Source organism: Sphingomonas sp. CL5.1 (genome assembly GCF_013344685.1).
Lineage (GTDB): Bacteria > Pseudomonadota > Alphaproteobacteria > Sphingomonadales > Sphingomonadaceae > Sphingomonas.
On the sequence record NZ_CP050137.1, the window covers coordinates 1,446,897 to 1,468,395 of the forward strand.

Here is a 21,499-nt window from a genome sequence, read left to right on the forward strand (position 1 = left end):
GCGGTTGAGAAGATGAGACCCGAATCCATGTCCAATTCGTGGAAGCTTGACGCGATCGACAGTGCCGCACCACCGCCGCGCGAGGTGCTCGGCGGCTCGCTGGCGGACGAGCGGCTGGAACTGCCCGACGCGACCCAGCGCAAATTGTTCGGCTTCAACAGCAGCGATCGCCGCTCGCGGCCGTTCAACCTGCTCCGTTCGCAGGTGCTGAAGATCGCCAAGGCGAACGGCTGGAAGATCATCGGCGTCACCTCCGCGACGCCCGATGTCGGCAAGACCTTCATCGCCAGCAATCTCGCCGCATCGATGTCGCGCATCCCGGACCAATATACGTTGCTGTTCGATTTCGACTTGCGGCGCAGCTCGGTCGGCAAATGTTTCGGCCTGGAGGAAGGGCCGGGGATCGGTGACTATCTTACCGGCGAAACCGATACGCTCGACGCGGTGGGCCACAATGTCGCCGGCACCGGCCTGATCGTCTTTCCGGCCGCGCAGATCGTCCGGCAATCCGCCGAGGCGCTGGCCGGCAACCGCATGAAAAGCCTGATCGAGGCAATGCGCGGGCTGGGCGAGAATTGCTTCTGCCTGTGCGATCTGCCGCCGGCCTTCGCCAATGACGATGCATCGATCGTCGTGCAGCAGATCGACGCTTACCTGTTGGTGGTGGAGGAAGGCAAGACGACCGCGCGGCAGGTGCGCGACGCGATGGAGGTGCTCAGCCCGGCGCCGTGCATCGGCACCGTGCTCAATCGCTATCACGGCGCGATCGGTGGGGACGATTACGGCTTCGGTTATTGGACGCAGCGTTATTACGACGCTTATTATCAGGAATAGGGTTTAGCGCGCGCCCAGCGCCGCCCGCACGTCGGCGTTATAACGGGCGAGGCTGGTCGCCGGATCGAACGTCGCGAACAGGCGCGGCGCGGCGGCGGCGATCACGGCGCGCATCTCGACGGTGCGCGCATCCAGATCGAGGATCGCGGCGGCGATCGCCTTCGCGTCACGCGGCGGCACGGCGCGGCCCACGTCCAGCCCGTCGAGATAGCCGTCGATCGCGGTGCCGCGCGTGAACAGGATCGGCACGCCGGCGAACAACGCCTCGACATAGACCATGCCGAATGTCTCGTTGAGGCTCGGGAGCAGCAGCGCGCGATAATGCGGCAGGCGCGCGAGCAGTTCGGCATTGGGCAGCGGCCCGACCAGGGTGACCGCTTCCGCCAGTCCGCGCGCGGCGATCATCCGCTCGACGTGCGCGCGCGATTCCGCGCTGCCGCCGCCGATCAGGTCGAGCTTCAGGTCCGGCCGCTCGCGCCGCGCGAGCGCCAGCCCGTCGAGCAGCCAGCGCACGCCCTTGCGCTTCCACGTATCGAGCGCGAGGATCGCGACGAAGCGGTCGCCGGGCGGCTGCGGCGCGATCGCGGGCGCGATGTTGCGGACGATATTGGGGAGGTTGCGCTCCTTGTCCGGCTGCGCGGGCACGTAGCGGTGGAATTCCTCGCGGAACCACGCGGAGACGAAATAGAGCCGTGCCGCCCCCGCCGCCACGCGCCGCAGCAGCGGGCGGAGCGTTGGCTTCATGCGGAACACCTTCGTCTCCACCTCGCCGCGCAGCGAGACGAACAGCGGCACGCCGAAATGGCGCGCGATCTCGCGCCCGGCCAGCCCCTCGAAGGTGAATTTGTGCGCGTGGACGAGATCGGGGCGGATGCCTTGCGCCTCCAGCAGCGCGATCGTGCGTTTCGCCGCGCGGCGCATCGCCGGCAGCAGGCCGATGCCGAGGCGCAAGCCGAAATAGGGGAAATGGAACAGCCGGAAGCCCTGCGCCGCGCATTCCACCGGGGCGGAAACGGGGCGCTCGCGGCGCTGATAGGCGATGACGACATTGTCGTAATCGCCCAGCTCGCGCACGAACCATTCGATCGCGTTGGTCGTCTTCGGCCGCTGCGGCGTGTTCACGTCGACGGCGAGGTGGAGGATGACGGGGCGGCGCTCGCTCATCGCCGCGCACGCCGCCAGCGCCATACCATCGGGAAGATCGCCGGCCCTTCGACCAGATAGCGGCGCGCGAGCCGGCGCGGGCTGGTGGCGAGCCGCCACGCCCATTCCATCCCCATCCGCTGCACCGCGCGGGGCGCGCGCGCCTGCCGCCCGACGAGGAAATCGACCGACGCGCCGATGCACAGGGCGGTGCCCCGCGCGCCCGCGATCGCGCCGATCTCGCGCGCCAGCATCTCCTGTTGCGGTGAGCCGACCGCGAGCAGGATCGCGCGCGCGCCCGCCGCCACCGCCGCGCGGGCCGCCGCCGCGCGGGCCGCCGCGTCGGTGCGCAGCCCCATCGGTGGCTGGTGATGAACGATATCGAGCGCGGGGTGGAGCGCGCGCAGCCGGACGGCATCCTCCGTCTCCCCGCCGATCAGGCACAACCGGTCGCCCGGCCGCAGCACATGCGCGAACAAAGCGGCGGTGAGATCGCTGCCCGGCACCACCGGCAGCGTCACCCCCGCCAGCCGCGCCAGCCGTGCCAGCACCCGGCTGTCGCACAGGCAGAGCGCCGCGTCGCGATAGGCCGCCGTCACTTCCGCCGGCGCATCGGCCAGCCGCACCATATGATCGACGTTGGGGGTGACGACATAGCCATAGGCGCTGTCCGCATCGCGCGCCGCGAGCCATGCCACCGCCGCCCCGAACGGCAGCGGATCGAATTCGGTGCCGAGGAATTCGGTGCGCGCCGTCATCCCGCCGCCGTCGCGAAGGCGCGCTCCAGCCGCGCGAGGTTCACCGCGTCGGAAAATTCCTCCGTGACGAAGACCCGGGCGGCATGGCCGAGCCGCTGGCGCTCGTCCGGGTCCGCGGTGAGGCGCGCGATCAGCGCGGCGATTGCCCCGGCGTCGTCGGGCGGGGCGAGCAGGCCGGTCTCGCCGTCGCTCACCAACTCGCGGATCGTCGGCAGGTCGCCCGCGATCACCGCGCGGCCGGCGGCCATCGCCTCCATCAGCACCACCGGGATGCCGTCGCGATCGTCGTTGGTCGCGGTGCGGCAGGGGAGGACGAACAGCCCGGCGGTAGCGATCGCCGCGAGGCAATCAGCATGCGGCCGCGCCCCATCGAACGTCACCCGCCCACCGATGCCGAGCGCGGCGACCTGCGCCTCCAGCTTCGCCCGTTCCGGCCCGTCGCCGAGGATGCGCAGGATCCATCCCTCAGGCGCGGCGCGGTGGAAGGCGTCGATCAAGAGGTCGATGCCTTTCTTGGCGACCAGCCGCGCGACGATGACGATCTCGCGTCGCTCCGCCGCCACTTCCGGCGGGATCGCGACCGAGCAGCGCACCACCGGCAGCCGCTCCTCCCCGATCGTGGTGATCGAGCGGTAGAAGCCGCGATGCCAATGGCTGATGCACGACACGAAAGCCGCTTCGTCCAGCTTGAAGGCGAGCGCGGCGCGCTGCACGAACAGGTCGGCGGCGTGGCCGGTGAAGCTGAACGGCACGCCCAGCGTCCGCGCGATATAGAGCGCGATCATCGCCGGCACGTTCGCCATATGCGCATGGACCGCGCCGATCCCGCGCCCGCGCAGCCGCCAGCCGGTCGCGATGCCGAAGCCGGCCTGCGCGACATGCTTCAGCCGACTCCTGAGCGAGGAATGGTCGGCCGTGAAGGCATCGCGGATCGCGCGCGCCGCCAGCAGCGGATGGCGCAGCAGCGCGATCGGCAGCGCCAATGTGGTGGCGGGTGCATAGATCACCACCGCCTCGCGCGCGATCTTTGCCAGCAGCGGGTCGTCGGTAGCGAGTGGCCGATGGACGCTGGCGCCGATCACTTCCCGCCCGCGCGCGCGCAGCCCGAGCAATTCGCGATAGACGAACGTCTCCGAAAGCGTCGGCAGGCGGGCGGCGACATAGAGGATGGCGGTCATGGTCAGGCCGTCATTCACCATCGGACTGGGCCGTATCCCGGTGATTTCATTCGCGGGATCGCGGCCGGTGGGGATCGGTAGGGCTTTGACAAGGAAGTCCGTCCTAAGCAAGAGATGCCCTTGCGCAACGGTTCCGACGCCACAGGGGGCGGCGGCGGTGGCGCAACCACAGCGGGGCGGGAAACGGGTGTGAACGGACTCGCGGTCATCATCGTCAACTATCGGACGCCGGACCTTTCGATTGCGTGCATCGCCGCGCTGGAGGAGGCGCGGCGGGCCTTTCCCGGCCTGCGCGTGGTGGCGGTGGACGGCGGATCGGGTGACGGATCGGCCGCGCGCATCGCCGAGGCAATCGCCACCAACGGCTGGAGCGAATGGGTGACGCCGCTGCCGCTCGAGGTGAACGGCGGCTTCGCCTTCGCCAACAATCAGGCGATCGCGCTGCTGGCGGAAGGCGGCGAGATGCCCGAGGCGATCGCGCTGATCAACCCCGACGCACGCGTCCGCCCCGGCGCGCTGGAGGCGATGGCCGACCTGCTCGATCGCGAGCCGCGCGCCGGCGCGGTGGGGGCGCTGCTGACGCATGAGGACGGGCGGCCACAATCGTCGGCGTTCCGGTTTCCGTCGATCCGGGGCGAATTCTGCCGAGGCGCGCGCACCCGCGCGATCGAGCGGCTGCTGCGCGTGCCGCCGACCAGCATCCAGGCCGCGCAGGCCGTGGAAGTGCCGTGGGTGACCGGCGCGGCGGTGATGTTGCGCACGGCCGCGCTGCGGCAGACCGGCCTGTTCGATGACGGCTTCTTCCTCTATTTCGAGGAGACGGACCTCATGCGGCGGCTGCGCCGGGCCGGCTGGGCGGTCTGGCACGAGCCGGCGGCGCGGGTTGTCCATGCCGGCGGCGCGGCGACGCAAATCCGCGATCCGGGCACCGGGTTGCCGCATGCGAAGCGGATGCCGCGCTATTGGTATGAATCGCATCGCCGCTATTTCGCGCTGGCCGGTGGCTCGGGCGCGGCGATCGCGGCCGGGCTGGCTTTTTTCGCCGGTCATGCGATCTGGCGCGCGCGCCGCCTTGTCTCGCCGCGCCTCAACGGCGGTGCGCATCGCAGCGCGCGCGATCTTCTCGCTTATGGCTGGTGGCCTAGCCGCCGCGACGTGACGCCTTCCGCGCCGCCGCTCGGCCCGGCGCGCCATGTCGCGCCATCATGGATGGATGCGCCATGAGCGCGGCGCTGGGCATCGTGGTGATCGGCCGCAACGAAGGCGAGCGGCTGGTGCGCTGTCTGGCGTCGATCGGGCGGGATCATCCCGTTGTCTATGTCGATTCCGGCTCGACCGACGACAGCGTGGTGACGGCGACGCGCGCGGGAGCACGAATAGTGGCGCTGGACATGTCGACCCCGTTCACCGCCGCGCGGGCGCGCAACGCCGGGCGCGCCGCGCTGGGCGGACAGGTGACGTTGGTGCAGTTCGTCGACGGTGATTGCACGCTCGATCCGGCGTGGCTCGACCATGCCCAGGCAGCGCTGGCGGCGGATGGCGGGCTGGCGGCGGTCTTCGGCCGACGGCGCGAGATCCGGCCGGAGGCGAGCCGCTACAACTGGCTGTGTGATGTCGAATGGGCCGTGCCGCCAGGCGAGGTGCGCTATTGCGGCGGCGACGTGATGATCCGTGCCGACGCATTGGACGCGGCGGGCGGCTATCCGGACGAGATGATCGCGGGCGAGGAGCCCGACCTGTCGATCCGCATGCGCGCGTCGGGATGGCGAATCGCCTGCCTGCCTTATGAGATGACCCGACACGACGCGGCGATCACGCGCTTCGGCCAATGGTGGCGGCGGGCGGTGCGCTCCGGCCATGCCTATGCCGAGCTTGCCGCGCGCCATCGCGGATCGCCGTTGCAGGATTACGGCCACCGACTGCGCGGGGTGCTGTTCTGGGGCGGGCTGCTGCCGGTGGCGGCTTTTGTCCTGCTGCTGTCCGGGGCGATCCTGCGTCAATCGTTCGTGGCGCTGTGCGGTTGCGCCGTGCTGATGTTGCCCGTGCTCCAGTTTGTCCGCATCACGCGGCGGGAACGGTCGCGGCGGCCGATGCGCGAGGCGCTGACGATCGCCGCTTTCCTGATGCTCGCCAAGCCGGCGCAGACGCTGGGAGCGTTGCGCTACGCGATCGGGCGTATCGGCGGGCGTGGCGCGCGGATCATCGAATATAAGGGAGCGGCGGCATGAGCGGGCTGTGGCGGCGGATCGCCGATGACTGGCGGGCGCATGGCCGCGACTGGACCAAACCCGGCTTCCGCGCCGTGGCGGTGCATCGCTTCGGCGTGTGGCGGATGGGGATCAAGCCGAAGCTGCTGCGCGTGCCGTTCACGCTGATCTACCGCTGGCTTTTCCGGCGATGTCGCAACGTCTACGGTATCGAGCTGCCCTATACGGTCGCGCTTGGGCGCGGCGTGATCGTCGAACATCAGGGTGGTATCGTCGTCCACGGGGGATGCCGGATCGGCGACAATTGCATCATCCGCCAGAATTGCACTCTGGGCATCCGGCGGATGGATGATCTCACCGGCGCTCCCGTGCTGGAGGACGGCGTGGAACTGGGCGCGGGCGCCGTGGTCATCGGCCGCGTCACCCTGGGCCGAGGTGCCCGGGTCGGCGCCAATGCGGTGGTGCTGGACGACGTGCCGCCGGGCGCGACCGTGTGGGGAATCCCCGCAGGGCCGGGCGGCGTTCGTCGTGAACGATGCACCGATAGCCCCAAAGAGTGATGGAATCGGGACAGATAGCGCATGTTGCGACGCAAAAAGAAATCGACAGTCGTGGCGGGCGGGAGCATCACGGTCCGCGCCCGGGGAGCAAGGCGGTGAAACTGGTGCGTAAGATCGTCATCGTCACGCCGAACATCTCCGAACAGATGGGCGGCGAGGCGATCAAGGCCTATCAATTCCTTCGGCACCTGCATCTGTCGGGTGCGGACGTGACCGTCATCACCCATCGGCGCAGCGCGCCGGTGCTGGAGAATGATTTCCCCGACGTGGACGTGCGCATCGTCGAGGATTCGCTCGATCAGGTCGCGGTGTGGAACAGTGTCGCATTGCGGCCGATTATCGCCAGCTTCTTCTTCTTCTACGCACGGCGCGTGGTGAAGGAGATACTGGCCCGCCACCCGGACGCGGTGTTCCATTATCTCTGCCCGGTCTCGCCGATCCTGCCGCGCTTTCCGGTGAAGGCGGCGACCAATGTGCTCGGCCCGCTCACCGGCAACATCTACTATCCGCCGGCCTTCCGCGACGCGGAGCCGGCGAAGGACAAGTTCCGCCGCAGCTTCCATTATCTCGCGCAGCGCCTGTCGCGCGCGCTGGTCGGCGACAAGAAGGTGTTCTGGCGCGTGCTGGTCTCGGGCGGGGAGCGCACGCGCCGCTCGCTGTCCTGGGCCGGTTGCGCGGACGACGCGATGCAGGACGTGATCGATTCGGGCATCTCCGACGAATTCGATGCGCATCCGCTGATCCGCCACGAGGGCGTCAACACCCGTTTCATGACCAGCGGCCGACTCGTGCCGCACAAGGGCGTGCAATTGACGATCGAGGCGCTGCAACACGTGACGAAGCCGATCGTGTTCGACGTCTATGGCGACGGTTATTACGGGCCGGAACTGAAGGCGCTGGCCGAGCGGCTGGGCGTGGCGGACAAGGTGCGCTTCCTCGGCTGGATGGAGAGCCACGACGCGCTGATCGCGCGGATGGCGGACTATCGCGGCTATATGGTGCCCAGCCTCGCCGAGGCGAACGGCATCGTCGTGCAGGAGGCGATGATGGCCGGGCTGCCGGCGGTGTGCCTGAAATGGGGCGGTCCGGCGATGCTGGCCAACGATCAGGAGGCGGTGCTGATCGAGCCGCGCTCGCGCGATTATGTGGTGCGCGAGCTTGCCGCGGCGATGGATGCGCTGGCCGGGGATCCAGTGCGCGCCAACGCGATCGCCGCCAACGCCCGCCGTGTTGCGGAACGGCGCTTCACCTGGGACGATGTGGTCAGGGAATGGCAGCGCGCCTATGATCTGCTCGGCGCATCCGCGCCGGTGGAGCGGATCGCGCGCGAGGCGAGGGCGTGATGCGAGGAGCTGGAGCAAACATGGGGGGCGACAAGCTTATGGATGCGGATCGGGTCGTCGATGAAGTGCTCGCCGAGTTGGCGAATGTCGATTTGGCAATAACGGAGGAATCCGCCGGCGCGCCTTCCGACTATCTCCGTGAGCACCGGCACGAATATGTGCGCACCGTGTACGATATCCTGAAAACGCGTCCGCCGTCGCAAGGGCCGGTGCGCGTTCTGGAAATCGGTGCTTTTTTCGGCGCCGTGTGCGTCGCGCTCAGTCGACTGGGTTATCAGGTGACGGCGGGTGACATCCCTGAATATATCGAAATGCCGCAGCAGGTCGCGCGTTACGCGCGGCACGGCGTAAAGACGCAAGGTATCCGGCTGGAGGAATTTATCCTGCCGTTCGCGGATGAAAGCTTTGACGTGGTGGTGATGTGCGAGGTGCTCGAACACCTCAATTTCAATCCACTGCCGCTTATCAAGGAGATCAACCGCATCCTCGTGCCGGGCGGGCTGTTCTACCTGTCATTGCCCAATTACGCACGGATGAAGAATCGCGTAAACATCCTGCGCGGAAAAGCGGCGGGCATCACGGTCGACGAATTCTTCGCGCAGCTCGATCCGAAGAACGCGCTGATCGCCAATGGCCACTGGCGCGAATATACGATGCCCGAGGTGCGCACGATGCTCGAGCAGCTCGGTTTCCGGCTCCAGGATCATTATTATTTCTCTTATGGCGAGACGATTCCGGGCGGATCGCTCAAAAAGCGGCTCGGCAAGCTGTTCTATCGCACTTTTCCGACCTTCAAGGAAAATCAGACGGCGCTGGCGATCCGCGAGCGGCGCACGGATATCAGGTTCGATATTCCGTCCACCGTGCACAAGGAATTGCGCGCGCTCTGAAACGAGGGACGCAGGCGTCATTCGCTTACGAGCGTCAGGTGTTTCGCACGGCGCGCCTTGGCCACGCGATGGCTCCAGTCGATGAAACGCTTCTCGAAGTGGAAGGTCGACCAATGCGCGAGTGCGAAGGTGATCGCGAAGCAGAGTGGGCGCTTGGCGTATTTCTCCACCCCATGACCCGCGCCGAGCCATCCGAACAAGGTGAAGTGATGGACGATGTAGAGCGCATAGGAGATTTGCGCGATATAGCCGGCCGCGCGCGATTCCAGCAAAGGGGATAGCGCATGGATCGGACGCATCACGGTAATGCCCACCATCGTTGCCGCGAGATAAGGGCGAAGGTAGTTCAGCCACGGCAACTCGGGGCGGGAGGATAGAAGGAAGAGCGCCACGGTCAGCCAGAAGGGCACGCGCGCGAGCCAATGCGGTGCGCGATCGCCGAAGCTGCCGTGGATAATCAGCGCGAGGATGCCGCCCGCGAGGATCTCATCGACGCGGAACCATGTGACGATGGAGACGTCGGTTCCGGTGGCGATGCGCGCGCCGGTAACGACCAACGCGCCCAACGGCACCAGCATCAGCCCTCGCCTTCCCAGCGCGGCGACGGTCAGGGCGATCGCCACGTAGAATTGCATCTCGACGCACAGGCTCCAATAGTGCGACGACCAATTGTCGAGCCAGAAGGGCGGCAGGTTGGCGTAGAACAGGAAATTGGCCAGCCAGACCGACGTGGGCTGTCCTTTGACAAGGAAGGAGATCGCCAGCACCGTCCAGGCAAGCGGCAGGATGCGGGCGAAGCGGCGGACGAGAAAGGATATCACATCGTCATCGCGCAGCAGGATGCTGACGATCAGGAAGCCGGAAAGGGTGAAGAAGATCGCCATGCCATTGGCGGCGATTGGCCCGTTCATCGCCCAGCGCGCCGGCCCAAGCGGCAACATGTGCGCGGCCATCACCGACAGGATGCTGATCGCGCGCCAGCCGTCGAGCATCTTCAGCCGGCGATGCACTGTTTCTCCGGCGGCCCCGGTCGGATCAGCGGACATGGGAGCCGAGCCGCCGCCTGATCGCTTTCAGCGGCATTTCCAGTGCATTATAGGACACGGACGCGACGGTCAGCGAAACGACGAGCGATATCGGCAACAGGATCGGCGGGGAAATGCCGGGCCATGCCTGCTCGATCAGGCGATTGAGCAACATATGGTAGAGATAGAGGCCATAAGAGATTCGCCCGACATAGCGGATCGGCCGCCATTCCAACGCTCGCACCACATTTTTCCATCGCGGGTCGAACAGCAGGTTTGCGATTATCAGGACGATGCCGATGCCTTGCAGGGTGAAGCGCCACGTCCAGCGGAACGCCTCGTCGCGATATAACAGAGTGCCGAGGATGATCACGAAGCCGAGTACGATCGCCGGCCGACTGATGAACCACAGCTCGCGGATCGTGCGCTCGCTATTATCGGGGCGACGCATCAGAAGCGCCAGAAGGCATCCCCAGGCGATGGAATCGATCCGCGTGTCGGTAGCAACGTAATTATATTGCGCTGGAAGTCCGAGCCAGAAATAAGTGACGAAGCGCCAAAGGAACGGAACCGCAAGCAGCGTGACGATGAGAATCATGCGCGATCGCCATGTACGTGCGACGAACAGCATCAGGCCCGGGAAGAAGAAATAGAAATGCTCTTCGATGGCGAGCGACCATAATTGTCGCCACGGATAGCTCACCGATTCTGGATAATGCGCGCCAAAGACATAATAATAATTCATGTAATAGAAAAGGCCGGCGAGTTTTTCCGCGGGCGTGGCCCGAAGGTCAAGCGCTGCGCCAGCGATCAGGCACAATATCACCAGCGCGATCAGCTCGGGATAGAGCCGGAGGATACGCCGCAGGTAAAAGAGCTTGAGGTTGATCGTTCCGGAACGGGCGAATTCGTTGATGAGCAGCGTCGATATCAGATAGCCGCTGATCGCGAAGAAGATGGTGACGCCGAACCCGCCCGGTACGAGCATGCCATAGCCAGCATGCGCGACCAGCACCATGCCGACCGCGATTGCGCGAAGCCCGTCGAAACCCGGGATGTAGCCGCTTGCGCCCCCGCTGGCATGGGGTGTGGAGCGCGCGGTGGACTTTTCCGCATCGGGTTGCTTGGTCAAGATCGATATCCTCGGTCGAAATCATTCTGCCCGGCGCGGCGCGGCAATCGGCGTGGCTCATCCGGTAGCCCGATTCGTCTAGTTGAGCGTATCGCGGGCTTTTCTATCCACCGCCATGTCAGCCATGAGGCGGCCCCGGTTACCAGCAACGCCGCGAGATAGATGATGGCTAGCGCGGGGATCGGGCCGAAAGCGGCTTCCGTCATCGTGGCCAACGGATGTAGCGCCCCTAGTATCGCGAACTGGAGGATATAAAGGCTGAAGCTGATCTCGCCGATCAGCGGCAGCAACCGCCCTTCAAGGAGGCGCGGCCGCATCGCGCCCGCCGACCAGACGAAAAGGGTCAGCAGCGCGATCGCCACCAGCACGTTGGAATGCCCGCGCAACTGGCTGTCGACGAGAAGACCCAGGATGCTTAGGGGAAGCGCGATCCTCGCGAAGGAACGCCATCGCCCGGTGGGGGATGGGAGTGTCGCAAGCCAGCATCCGCCGATGAAGGCCGGTGCATGAACCAGCCAGAACTGGCGCGCGAATTCGATGCCGCCGGGTGTGCTCCCCAGCAACCGGGAAAGTGTGAGATTGGCGATGCCAGCAAGGATGTAGCCGCCGAGCAGGATCGCGAGCATCCGGCGCGGATGTCGCACCGCGCGTAACAGCAGCGGGAAGACGACATAGAACATCGCCTCGGCGGCGATACTCCATCCGCCGGGCACGACGGTGTTGATGGCGCTGGGCAGCCAGCCGTGGACGAACAGGACGGTTGCGATCACGTCGATCGTCGATGCCGAATCCGTCGGTAGTGATAGCGTCGTGAGCCGGCTCAACAGCAGATAGAGGATGATGCCGAAGTAAAACATCGGCGCAATGCGGAAGTAGCGCCTCGCGGCGAAATTGACGACATGGAAAGGCCGGCTGGCATAATTGATCGTCAACGTGAGGCCGCTGACGATGAAGAACAGTTGCACGCCACGCACGCCGTAAAAAGTCAGATCGCGTACGGGTTGCGACAGGCCGGGAATCAATTGACCCGAATGGACCATTAACACCGCCAGTATCGCGACCCCTCGCAAACCGTCCAGATAGCGTAGGTGAGGGCGATCCGGTCCCTCTGTCCGCGCGGTCGTGCCCGGGCCTGTCGAGTCAGGCATCGTCGGCGAAGCGGCGGTGGACGTCACGCTTAATAAGCTTTCGGATGGACGATCACGCGCAGCGTGTTGAACATGATCGTCACGTCGCGCCACAACCGCCAGCCCTCGATATATTCCAGATCGGATTGCAGACGGTTCTCCAGATCGGACTGTTCATGCGTCGCGCCACGATAGCCGCGCACCTGCGCCAACCCGGTGATGCCTGGCTTCAGCGTGTGGCGCAGCCAATATTTCTGGCTCACCTCCCAAAACAGTTTCTCGCCGGCGAGCGATCCCAGCGCATGGGGGCGCGGGCCGACGATGCTCATGTCACCCTTCAGCACATTGAATATCTGCGGTAGTTCGTCGAGGCTGGTCATGCGGAGCAGCCGTCCGACGCGCGTGATGCGATCGTCGTCGGGGGTGGCCGATCGCGTGCCGTCCGCGTCGGTCGCCTCGACGCGCATGCTGCGGAACTTCAGGATGCGGAACGGCTTGTTGCCGCGCCCCATCCGCACCTGCGAGAACAGCACCGGTCCAGGGCTGTCGAGCTTGATCGCGATGGCGATGACAACCAGCAGCGGCAGCAGCACGACGGTGGTGATGCTCGCCAGCACCAGATCCATCGCGCGCTTCGTGATGCGGTTGCTGAGCGACATCGCGCCCACCGCGACCACCGCCGTGTCGCTGCCATGATAGCGCGACAGCGCGATCGCCCCGAGCGGGCTACCCTGATCGAGCTGGATCTCGCCGGTGATGTCATATGCCTTCAGCAGCAGCGCCCATAGATGGCGCCGTTCCGGGATACAGGAGACGACCACGCGGTCATAAGGCTCGATCAACACCGCAAGGCGCGAGAGCGCGTCCGGATTGTTCAGATCGGGGACGAAGCCGACCGCGCCGGCATCGAACACGTGATACGCGCCCGGCCTTGGCGGGACACCGTCGACGATTAGCAACTCGCCGACCAGCCCTCCCTTCACGGGGGAGACGAAGCAGAGGTGGAAGAATAACCGAAACAGGCAGATGAAGCCCAGCGCGCAGAGGATCGACACGCCGAACGCGACCCGCGACACCAATACGCCCAGATACTGGAAGAACATCACCAGCGTCACCACGCTGGTCGCGATGATCAGCGCCGAGATGCCGCGCCGCAGCGATTCGCTCGGCCGTTGCAGCGCCTCGCGCGAGACCGCCCCGTTGCGCAGCGCCACGAAGATGTGGATGGGAAGCAGGATCCACGCGATCTCGATCCCCAACGGCGCGAGCCAGCGCGCCGCACGCAACGAACCGCCGACCGCGAAGCCCGAGCGAATCGCCGCGCAATCGCACAGGATGACGCCGAAACAGAGCAGATACCTGATCCGGCGCTTATGGAACGAGGTGCTCAGCGCTTTCGCCTGATGCGGCGATTGGAGCGTTGCTGTGGTCGAATTTCCCACTTACCCAACCTGCCCGTCCGTAGCGCCCGAAGAAAAGCCACCCGCACCCTGCCGAGCGGGAGGGGCGAGCGACGAACATCTTCGCATCCAAAACCTTACTAGGGTCAGGACCCATTGATATGAGAAGCGCGATCTGATTCAGGCTCCGTGAGGAGACTGAGAATGAGCGACTTGTACTGGCTGACTGACGAGCAGATGGATCGTCTGCGCCCCTATTTTCCCAAGAGCCACGGCAAGCCGCGTGTTGACGATCGGCGGGTGTTGAGCGGCATCGTATTCGTGAACCGCAACGGGCTACGCTGGCGCGATGCGCCCAAGGAGTATGGCCCCCACAAGACGCTGTACAACCGGTGGAAGCGATGGGGCGATATGGGCGTGTTCCTTCGCATGATGGAAGGGCTGGCTGCTGAAGGCGCCGAACCAGCGACGATCATGATTGATGCGACCTATTTGAAGGCGCACCGCACAGCTTCGAGCCTGCGGGTTAAAAAGGGGATCTCGGGCGCCTGATCGGCCGCACCAAGGGCGGCATGAACACCAAGCTTCACGCCGTCACCGACGCCAACGGCCGCCCGCTCAGCTTCTTCATGACCGCCGGGCAGATCAGCGACTACACCGGAGCTACGGCTCTGTTGGACGACCTGCCCAAAGCGAAATGGCTGCTGGGTGACCGCGGCTATGACGCCGACTGGTTCAGAGAGGCTTTGCAGGCGAAGGGCATCAAGCCCTGCATTCCGGGCCGCAAATCTCGGCTGCAGCCCGTCAAATACGACAAGCGCCGGTACAGACGCCGTAACCGCATCGAGATCATGTTCGGCCGCCTCAAGGACTGGCGGCGCGTCGCCACACGCTACGACCGGTGCCCGCGGGTGTTCTTCTCTGCCATCGCACTCGCAGCCACCGTCATCTTCTGGCTCTGATCAACGAGTCCTGACCCTAGGCGGTTTGTGCTGTAGTGCAACCAAAGCGCGCGGTCATATCGACGCGCGCGACGCTCGCGTTGCCGCAGGGGCCGGTGAAGGAGGAGGTCAGCGTATCGCGATCGCTGCGGCCGTGGCGCCGATCAGCGACCACAGGAACGCCGTCGCGCCGACAAGAATCGCGAGGCGCTGGCGACGAGAAAGCGTCTTTTCCGCCGCCGCCGCCGCCGGATACGAGAAGGATTCGAGCAGCCGATCGTGCAGTTGCCGCGCGGGCGAGGCCGTCCAGGCCAAATCCCCAGTGGCGAGCGTCACGACAACCGGCTGTGCATCGCCGGAGGCGGCGCGGCTTGCGCCGGGACGCGGCTGCGGATCGAATTGTATCGCGGGCTGTGGCATCGCTACCTCCGCATGCCAGCTAGAACCCATTTCGCTAACGAAGGGTAAAGATTCGGCCGGTGTGGGCGGATCAGCGTGGCCGCGATGCCGCCCGCCGCGCCAGATGCTGCTCGATCACGTTCCACGAGCCGCTATCGACGAGGCCGAAATAGCCGCCGTTGCCGGGGCCGCTGGACAGATTGTAGAGGCAGGCGAGGCTGCCGCCGGCGGCGGCGAAGGCGGCGAGGTTCGCTTCCGTCACCCGGGCTGACGCTGGCGACCTGGTAATCGCCTCGAAGAAAGGTTTCACCAGCGATTGCTGCGCGGCGAAGGTTGGGATCGGATTAAGGTGAAGGTTACCTTCATAGGCGACCAGCTTCAGCCCGTGCGCCCGCGCTATCTCGCCTTGCCGTCGATAGACTGCCGCCATCGTAGCGACGCTCATCGCGCCGGCGCCGTCGGCGTGAAGCAGATTGTCGATCGCCGCGTCGATGTCGTTGCGCGGCGCCAGCGACGCGGTCGGTCCGCGAGCGTCGGTCAGCGTGCCGGTGACATAAGCGGCGATGATCCAGTCGGCAAAATCGCGCTCGCTGGCTCCGGCCCGGCGCACACCCTCCCACACCGCGTCCGCGCGATGCGGACTGACCGTTTGCGTGCCTATCACGACGCGGCAACCCGAGCCGCGCGCCAGCCGGGCGATCTGACCGGCACGAAAGCCGTAGAAGATGTCGCCCGACGTGCCCGCCCCCCAGCGCGCCGCCGCCTGTCGTTGCGCGTAACGCGCCTGCTCGAAGCCGAGGTTCCAGACTTCGTTGCTATATTCGATATACGGCGTCACGCCGCCAGCGGCGCGCAGCATCTCGATCATGCGCGTCACATAAGCGTCGGTCGCGAGATGTGGCACGCAGAGCCAGGGACGCGCGCCGATCCGCGCGGCGAGCTTTGCCATCACCTCGACCGGGACGCCGGGGGCATAGCTGCACGCCCCGACCGCCGGAAAAGTGTCGGACACCTGGCTGCCGTTGGTGCGCATCCAGTCCATGAAGCGTAGCGTGTCGAAGCCCTTGAGCTGAGCGAGGAATTCAGGAGCGAATATCTCCCCTTGGGCAAAGGCGGCCGCATCCTTCTGATGGATGAAGTGCATGAAGGTAGGCGGCTTGCGGATCGCGTCGATGATTATCTGCCGACCGCTCGGCGCCGGCCCGCGCACCTCGTAAACGACCGCGTCGCGCCGGCGCGAGACCAACGCGCCGCCCTGGAGCCGCACGTCCATATCCCCGTCGTGCATCAGCAGATAGGTGCCCGCCTCGCAGGGCAGCATGGCGGCGACGAAAGGCAGCCCGCCCAGCCCGGTCGGATAACCGAGCGCATCGAGCGGCGCGGGCGTGCCGTGTCTGTCCCACGGCGAGGACGCCTTCAGCCGGTCGATGAAGGCTGTCGTCGTCCAATAGCTGATCGGCGTCAGGTTGATGCCGAGCGCCGGACCGTCGCCGTCTGCCGGCGCGAGCGTTCCCGCGGCGGCATCGCCGGCGCCGGATGCATCCGACGGTGTCATCGCATTCTTCAGCGCGCGGCCGCCGACCAGATGCAGGGCGCCGGCCGCGACCGCTCCCGTGCCGGCCAGCAAGAGAAGCCGGCGATTCATTCCGTTGGTCGGCAAGGATTGATCCATCTTCTTCCGCTCGCTGACGTCGAGGAACGGGTAGCGCAACGCACGGCCCAATGCCATCGTCGCGTGCCCAGCCGGTGGATCGCCGTGACCACAGGCGCGACGCCGCGATATCGATTCGGGACAGGTGCTCGCCCGACGGCCGCGAATTCCTTTTCGCGCCTGCCGCAATTGGCTAGGGAGGCACGCAAGGAGATTTCGTATGTCGGTGCTGACATTCGCAGGTTCGGGATACAGTCGTTTCGACAAGCAGGAATGCGAGCGCGAAGGTGAGGCCCGAGCGGAAAGTTACCGGACGGCCGCGCCGTTCCCGCATATCGTGATCGACGATTTTCTTGATAAATCGCTGCTGCGCAATGTCGCCGCGCACTATCCGCCGATCGACAAGCAGCAATTCTTCGACCGCGACCAGGAACGGTTCAAATATCAGTTCCAGCCGGCGGCGATCGACGATCCCGTGGCGCTCAATCTCCTTGCCGAGTTGAATAGCGAGGCCTTTATCTCCTTCCTGGAGAAAATGACGGGGATAGAAGGGTTGATTCCGGACCCGTATTTTGTCGGCGGCGGATTGCACCTTACGCGTAAGGGCGGCCATCTCGGTGTGCATGCGGATTTCAACCTGCACAATATCCTCAAGCTGGAACGGCGGCTCAATCTTCTTGTCTATCTGAACGATGACTGGGACGAAGCCTGGGGCGGGTCGCTCGAGCTATGGGATCGGCAAATGAAGGCGTGCGAGGTGCGCGTCGCGCCGGATCTCGGGCGGGCAGTGGTGTTCAGCACGTCGCTCGACAGCTTCCACGGCCATCCCGATCCGCTTGCATGCCCCGACCACCGTGATCGGCGATCGATCGCCACTTATTATTACACGGCGTTCGACGCACGGGAGGGAATTGTCGAGCGGACCACCAATTTTCGCGCACGTCCCGGTACGGGCGATCGTGCCGATCGCGCCGTTTCGTTCCGGCATTTCGTCAACGATTGGGTGCCGCCGCGCCTGCAACGCTATGCCAACCGATTGAATCCCTTCACTTGAGGGATTGGCGGTTTAGGGGACGAGTGTGGCGGTAAGGCGATTGATGGCGGCCGGGCGCCCGATGTTGTCGCGCCGGCGGCTGATGGGGCCATCGGCGACGCTGATCGGCACCACGGTAGCGATGAACGTACTGCGCATCGGCAACACGATGGTGTTGACCCGGTTGCTGGCGCCGTCCGACTATGGCCTGATCGCGATCATCATGGCGATCTTCTTCGTGATCACCATGATCACCGATACCGGCTGCCAGGCGTTCATCGTCCGGCATGAGCGGGGGCTGGAGCGAGCGTTCCTCGATTCGGTCTGGACCATCCACGTGCTGCGCGGAGTGGCGAACGCCTTGCTGGCGATCGCGCTCGCCGTGCCGCTCGCGGCGCTGCTGGGCAAGCAGGCGCTCGCGCCGCTGATGGCGGTCGCCGCGATCAGCCTGGCGGTCGACGGCGCGGCGTCGCTGTCGTTGCTGACGGCGCTGCGACGGAAGATGGTGCGGAAATTGTCGATCGTCGATTTCGCGGCTTTCATCATTCAGCTTGTCGTAGGGTTGATCGCGGCATGGTTCCTGCGCAACGCATGGGCGATCGTCATCGCGATCATAGCCCAGAGCATCGCGCGCACGGCAGCCAGCTATCTAGTGTTCCCCGACGCGCGGCAGTCGTTCCGGCTCGACCGTCCGATATCAATTGAGTTGTGGCGGTTCTCGCGCATGATCGCGGCATCGAGCACGCTCACGCTCATCATCAGCCAGGTCGACCGGCTGGTGCTGGCGCGGCTGTTCTCGTTACAACAATTCGGCGTCTATTCGATCGCGGGTTCGCTTGCCTCGGCGCCCACCACGGTGGCGCAACTCTATGCCTCGCGAATCATGTATCCTGCATTGGCCGATACGTGGCGGGCCGCGCCCGAGCGGCTGCGCAAGACCTTCTACGGCATACGCGGGATTGTCTTCTACGGCTATCTGTTCGCCGCCGGCGGCCTGATCGGCTCGGCTTCGCTGCTGATCCGGTTGCTATATGATCCGCGCTACGCGGGTGCGGCGAGCTATCTCCATCTGTTGGCGATCACCACCGCGATGATCATGCTGACCAGGCCGATGAACGAGTTCCTCGTCGCGATCGGGCACGTCCGCGCGACGCTGGAAACCAATGTGGTGCGGGTCGGCTGGCTGTTGCTGGCCGCGCCGCTCGGCTATTTCGCGCTCGGCCCGATCGGAATCGTGGTCGCGCTCTCGCTGATCGAGTTTCCCGCTTACCTGTATGGGGCGTTTATGCTGGCGAAGTTGCGCCTCTATAGTCCCTCGCACGATCTGGGCGCTTTCGCGACCATCGCCGGGGGTGTGATCGCGGGCTATGCCGGCGCCACTGTTGGTCTCATGGTAATGGGAAGTCGGTAACCAGGCGAAGACCTTCTCTTTCGGAACATCGTGAAATGCACATCGCGCTATATTCGCCGGAACTGCCGTCCTCCGGCTCGGCCAATGGCATCGTCACCTATACCCGCATCATGCAGGCGGCGTTGAAGGCCGCCGGGCATCGCGCCACCGTGTTCGACCGTTTCGGAATCGAGCATGATGACGGAAGCATCGAGCAACTCGGCCCCGATTCGCGCATCGCCGCACGGATCGGCCGCTTGCGCGAGAGGATCGTAGGAAGATCGCCGGTGCGATGGCCGGTGCGGTTCCGGCATATCATCGAGCGGATTCATTCGCGCCATCCGATTGACGTGATCGAGATGGAGGAGAGCTTCGGCTTTGCGGGCCGGTTGGGCCTGGGGATACCGGTAGTTACCCGGCTGCACGGCCCGCATATATTCGGCAAGGATGAGCGCGAGCCGCCGCAAATAGCGCGTGTCAGCGCGGCCAGAATGGAAATTGAGCGACAGGCGTTGGTCGGCGCAAGCGGCATCACGTCGCCTTCGGCGCGGTTGCTTGACGATACGCTGGGTTATTACGGAATCTCTCCCACGCGCACCGCTTTTATCCAGAACCCGATGCCGCTCAGTGGAACGCCATGGTCAGTAGAAGGGGCACGGACCAATAATTTGCTATTCATCGGGCGGTTCGATTTGAGGAAGGGCGCGGATATCACCCTACGCGCGTTCGCCCTCGCGGCCAAAAAGGTAGATGATCTTTCGATCACGATGTGTGGACCAGATCGAGGTATAACGACTGATGATAACGAAAACATTAAATGCAAAGAATGGATTAATAAAAATATTGATAAAAAAATTGCGGGAAGAATAAAATTTCTCGGCGACATTGATCATAATACGCTAAATGAACTAAGAAAAATACATAAATTGCAATTATCTACTTCGAGATTTGAGACGTTTTCATATAGTATCGCCGAATCTTTGGCCGTGGGGATGCCCGTGGTGATGGCGAATACTTACGGGCTCGCTGAAGTGGTGACGGACCGAGAAAATGGCTTCGTCGCGCCGATCGGCGATGTGAACGCTTTCGCAGACGCGGTCGTTGCTGCTCTATCCGATTGTGAGCGATTGGCTCGAATTGGTGCGGCTGGGCGGGGCTTGTGCGCGCGGCTGCTTTCGCCAGAGCGGATCGCGGCGCAGACGGTGGATTTCTATCGCACGATCTCGGGTTGAAACCGACTGTATCCAGCCGGAGCCGGGGACGCCGGCCAGGAAAAGAAGGCTCGACTCCGGTATGATGAAGACGGAAGATCGCCCCATGCCGCTCCTCATCCCGGCCGATGAACAGGCGCAGCGCGCCAATAATTTCGATGCGATCCGGCTGGCGATGGCGTTGCTGGTGGTGTGGTCGCATTCGTTTGCCTTATGGTATCATACCGAAGCGAATGAATGGATTTCGCTGGCGATGGCCGGGACGTACAATGCCGGCAATCTCGGCGTGCTTGCCTTCTTTGCGATCAGTGGCTTTCTGATCACCGCGAGCTGGCAGCGCTCGCGCTCGTGGCGAAGTTACCTCAAGCGCCGTGTGGCCCGCATCTATCCGGGCTATCTCGTCGCCGTGACCTTATGCTCGCTGGTGATCGTGCCGGCCTTCTCCTCGCGCGCGTTCGGCGAACTCGGGCGCGGGGAGGTGGGGGGCTGTTCTCCAACCTGCTGCTGAAGAATTACATCGTTGCGTCGGATGCTTTCGGCGGCGGCGCGGTGAACGGGTCGCTGTGGAGCATTCCCTATGAGTTCTGGTGCTATCTGGGGGTGATGGCGCTGGGCATCGCCGGCCTGCTGGGCCGGCGGCCGGTCTATCCGCTGATCGCGGTCGGGGTGATGGCGGTGCGCGCGTGGCTCGACATGACGGGTCGCCACCCGGCCGGCGGCTGGTTGCAGCCGATCATCGGCGTCGCCTATTTCTGGTTCAACGTCCTGCCGCCCTTCGTGCTGGGCGGCGCGGCCTATATCTGGCGTGACCGGATTCCGCGCAGCGGCTGGCTGCTGGCGGGGCTCGTCGCGGCGACATTGATCGCGGCGCACCTGCCGCTGGCCGATCCGCCGCGTCTGGTGCTGACGCGGCTGCTGCTGCCACCGACACTGGTCTATGGCGTCCTCTACCTGGCCTTTCACCCCCGTTTGCATATGGGAGATGCCGCGCGTTACGGGGATTTCTCATACGGCACTTACCTTTACGCCTTCCCGATCCAGCAGATGCTGGCGGTGCTGTTGCGCGGGAAAGTGGCATTTCCGGTATATCTGGGGGCGGCGATGGTCTGCTCGCTCGCGGCGGGCGTGGCGAGCTGGTATCTGGTCGAGCGCTGGTTCCTGCCCAGGATCCGTTCGGGGCCACGGCATGAGAAGGACGCGCGCCCGCTCGCCGAGGAAGCGACGCTCGTCGCGCCCTGAGCGGTGGCGCCGACTGGCTAACGCCGCGCGATGTTGCT

General features: G+C 64.9%; 21 protein-coding genes. 12 read left to right on the forward strand and 9 right to left on the reverse strand.

The genetic code is table 11. The features are described from left to right. Positions 1 to 12: 12 nt before the first annotated feature. The gene (locus F9288_RS07080) at positions 13 to 834 is read left to right on the forward strand and encodes a CpsD/CapB family tyrosine-protein kinase (RefSeq protein ID WP_254621114.1); all 822 of its coding nucleotides are present in this window, start codon (positions 13 to 15) and stop codon (positions 832 to 834) included. A gap of 3 nt (positions 835 to 837) precedes the next feature. Here the strand turns inward: F9288_RS07080 and F9288_RS07085 are convergent, their stop codons facing one another. Genes F9288_RS07085 through F9288_RS07095 form a run of 3 tightly spaced genes read right to left on the reverse strand, consistent with a single transcriptional unit; the run spans position 838 to position 3,934 of the window. After that, entirely contained in the window at positions 838 to 1,998 is a 1,161-nt protein-coding gene (locus F9288_RS07085) for a glycosyltransferase (protein WP_174835975.1), read from the reverse strand. Next, a complete protein-coding gene (locus F9288_RS07090) occupies positions 1,995 to 2,735 on the reverse strand; it encodes a WecB/TagA/CpsF family glycosyltransferase (protein ID WP_174835976.1) in 741 nt (246 codons plus the stop codon). Before F9288_RS07090 ends, F9288_RS07085 begins: the two co-directional genes overlap by 4 nt. Beyond that, positions 2,732 to 3,934, reverse strand: a complete 1,203-nt coding sequence (locus tag F9288_RS07095) for a glycosyltransferase (RefSeq protein ID WP_174835977.1) — start codon at positions 3,932 to 3,934, stop codon at positions 2,732 to 2,734. The genes F9288_RS07090 and F9288_RS07095 overlap by 4 nt, the downstream gene beginning before the upstream one ends. Positions 3,935 to 4,102: 168 nt before the next feature. On the opposite strand from F9288_RS07095, the gene F9288_RS07100 reads away from it, so the two are divergent. From F9288_RS07100 to F9288_RS07120, 5 genes are all read left to right on the forward strand, one after another. Then, entirely contained in the window at positions 4,103 to 5,137 is a 1,035-nt protein-coding gene (locus F9288_RS07100) for a glycosyltransferase family 2 protein (RefSeq protein ID WP_174835978.1), read from the forward strand. Then, positions 5,134 to 6,141 carry a glycosyltransferase family 2 protein gene (locus tag F9288_RS07105; protein WP_174835979.1) on the forward strand — a complete coding sequence of 336 codons (1,008 nt, stop codon included), beginning with the start codon at positions 5,134 to 5,136 and terminating at the stop codon, positions 6,139 to 6,141. The genes F9288_RS07100 and F9288_RS07105 overlap by 4 nt, the downstream gene beginning before the upstream one ends. Next, a complete protein-coding gene (locus tag F9288_RS07110; protein WP_174835980.1) occupies positions 6,138 to 6,680 on the forward strand; it encodes a serine O-acetyltransferase in 543 nt (180 codons plus the stop codon). The genes F9288_RS07105 and F9288_RS07110 overlap by 4 nt, the downstream gene beginning before the upstream one ends. Before the next feature lie 95 nt (positions 6,681 to 6,775). Then, the gene (locus tag F9288_RS07115) at positions 6,776 to 8,023 is read left to right on the forward strand and encodes a glycosyltransferase family 4 protein (RefSeq protein ID WP_174835981.1); all 1,248 of its coding nucleotides are present in this window, start codon (positions 6,776 to 6,778) and stop codon (positions 8,021 to 8,023) included. A 20-nt stretch (positions 8,024 to 8,043) separates the two neighbouring features. Next, complete coding sequence (locus F9288_RS07120) at positions 8,044 to 8,913, forward strand: bifunctional 2-polyprenyl-6-hydroxyphenol methylase/3-demethylubiquinol 3-O-methyltransferase UbiG (RefSeq protein WP_174835982.1); 870 nt, start codon at positions 8,044 to 8,046, stop codon at positions 8,911 to 8,913. A 17-nt stretch (positions 8,914 to 8,930) separates the two neighbouring features. Here F9288_RS07120 and F9288_RS07125 read toward each other — a convergent pair whose 3' ends face one another. The 4 genes from F9288_RS07125 to F9288_RS07140 are packed head-to-tail and all read right to left on the reverse strand — an operon-like array spanning position 8,931 to position 13,639. Then, positions 8,931 to 9,959, reverse strand: a complete 1,029-nt coding sequence (locus tag F9288_RS07125; protein WP_174835983.1) for an acyltransferase — start codon at positions 9,957 to 9,959, stop codon at positions 8,931 to 8,933. After that, positions 9,949 to 11,070 carry an acyltransferase gene (locus F9288_RS07130; RefSeq protein WP_174835984.1) on the reverse strand — a complete coding sequence of 374 codons (1,122 nt, stop codon included), beginning with the start codon at positions 11,068 to 11,070 and terminating at the stop codon, positions 9,949 to 9,951. Before F9288_RS07130 ends, F9288_RS07125 begins: the two co-directional genes overlap by 11 nt. Next, positions 11,067 to 12,245: an acyltransferase gene (locus tag F9288_RS07135; RefSeq protein ID WP_174835985.1), complete on the reverse strand. Its 1,179-nt coding sequence runs from the start codon at positions 12,243 to 12,245 to the stop codon at positions 11,067 to 11,069. Before F9288_RS07135 ends, F9288_RS07130 begins: the two co-directional genes overlap by 4 nt. A 2-nt stretch (positions 12,246 to 12,247) precedes the next feature. Continuing rightward, positions 12,248 to 13,639 carry a sugar transferase gene (locus tag F9288_RS07140; RefSeq protein WP_174835986.1) on the reverse strand — a complete coding sequence of 464 codons (1,392 nt, stop codon included), beginning with the start codon at positions 13,637 to 13,639 and terminating at the stop codon, positions 12,248 to 12,250. 162 nt (positions 13,640 to 13,801) lie between these two features. On the opposite strand from F9288_RS07140, the gene F9288_RS07145 reads away from it, so the two are divergent. Beyond that, positions 13,802 to 14,559, forward strand: a protein-coding gene (locus F9288_RS07145; RefSeq protein ID WP_174834848.1) for an IS5 family transposase whose coding sequence is annotated in 2 segments (ribosomal slippage) — positions 13,802 to 14,135 and positions 14,135 to 14,559 — 759 coding nt in all. Because the reading frame shifts where the segments join, the coding sequence is not laid out codon by codon here. Between the two features lie 108 nt (positions 14,560 to 14,667). Here the strand turns inward: F9288_RS07145 and F9288_RS07150 are convergent. Further along, positions 14,668 to 14,874, reverse strand: a complete 207-nt coding sequence (locus F9288_RS07150; RefSeq protein ID WP_174835987.1) for a hypothetical protein — start codon at positions 14,872 to 14,874, stop codon at positions 14,668 to 14,670. A gap of 154 nt (positions 14,875 to 15,028) precedes the next feature. Continuing rightward, entirely contained in the window at positions 15,029 to 16,666 is a 1,638-nt protein-coding gene (locus tag F9288_RS07155) for a hypothetical protein (RefSeq protein ID WP_174835988.1), read from the reverse strand. Positions 16,667 to 16,808: 142 nt separating this feature from the next. On the opposite strand from F9288_RS07155, the gene F9288_RS07160 reads away from it, so the two are divergent. The 5 genes from F9288_RS07160 to F9288_RS07180 all read left to right on the forward strand — a co-directional run bounded on the left by F9288_RS07160 (position 16,809) and on the right by F9288_RS07180 (position 21,461). Then, positions 16,809 to 17,642, forward strand: a complete 834-nt coding sequence (locus tag F9288_RS07160; protein WP_174835989.1) for a 2OG-Fe(II) oxygenase — start codon at positions 16,809 to 16,811, stop codon at positions 17,640 to 17,642. Positions 17,643 to 17,685: 43 nt separating this feature from the next. Beyond that, a complete protein-coding gene (locus F9288_RS07165) occupies positions 17,686 to 19,032 on the forward strand; it encodes an oligosaccharide flippase family protein (RefSeq protein ID WP_174835990.1) in 1,347 nt (448 codons plus the stop codon). A 35-nt stretch (positions 19,033 to 19,067) separates the two neighbouring features. Continuing rightward, positions 19,068 to 20,243, forward strand: coding sequence for a glycosyltransferase family 4 protein (locus F9288_RS07170; protein WP_174835991.1), 1,176 nt, complete (start codon positions 19,068 to 19,070; stop codon positions 20,241 to 20,243). A gap of 85 nt (positions 20,244 to 20,328) precedes the next feature. Then, positions 20,329 to 20,730, forward strand: coding sequence for an acyltransferase (locus tag F9288_RS07175; RefSeq protein ID WP_174835992.1), 402 nt, complete (start codon positions 20,329 to 20,331; stop codon positions 20,728 to 20,730). Beyond that, positions 20,637 to 21,461 carry an acyltransferase gene (locus F9288_RS07180; protein WP_302675321.1) on the forward strand — a complete coding sequence of 275 codons (825 nt, stop codon included), beginning with the start codon at positions 20,637 to 20,639 and terminating at the stop codon, positions 21,459 to 21,461. The genes F9288_RS07175 and F9288_RS07180 overlap by 94 nt, the downstream gene beginning before the upstream one ends. Positions 21,462 to 21,499 lie beyond the last annotated feature (38 nt).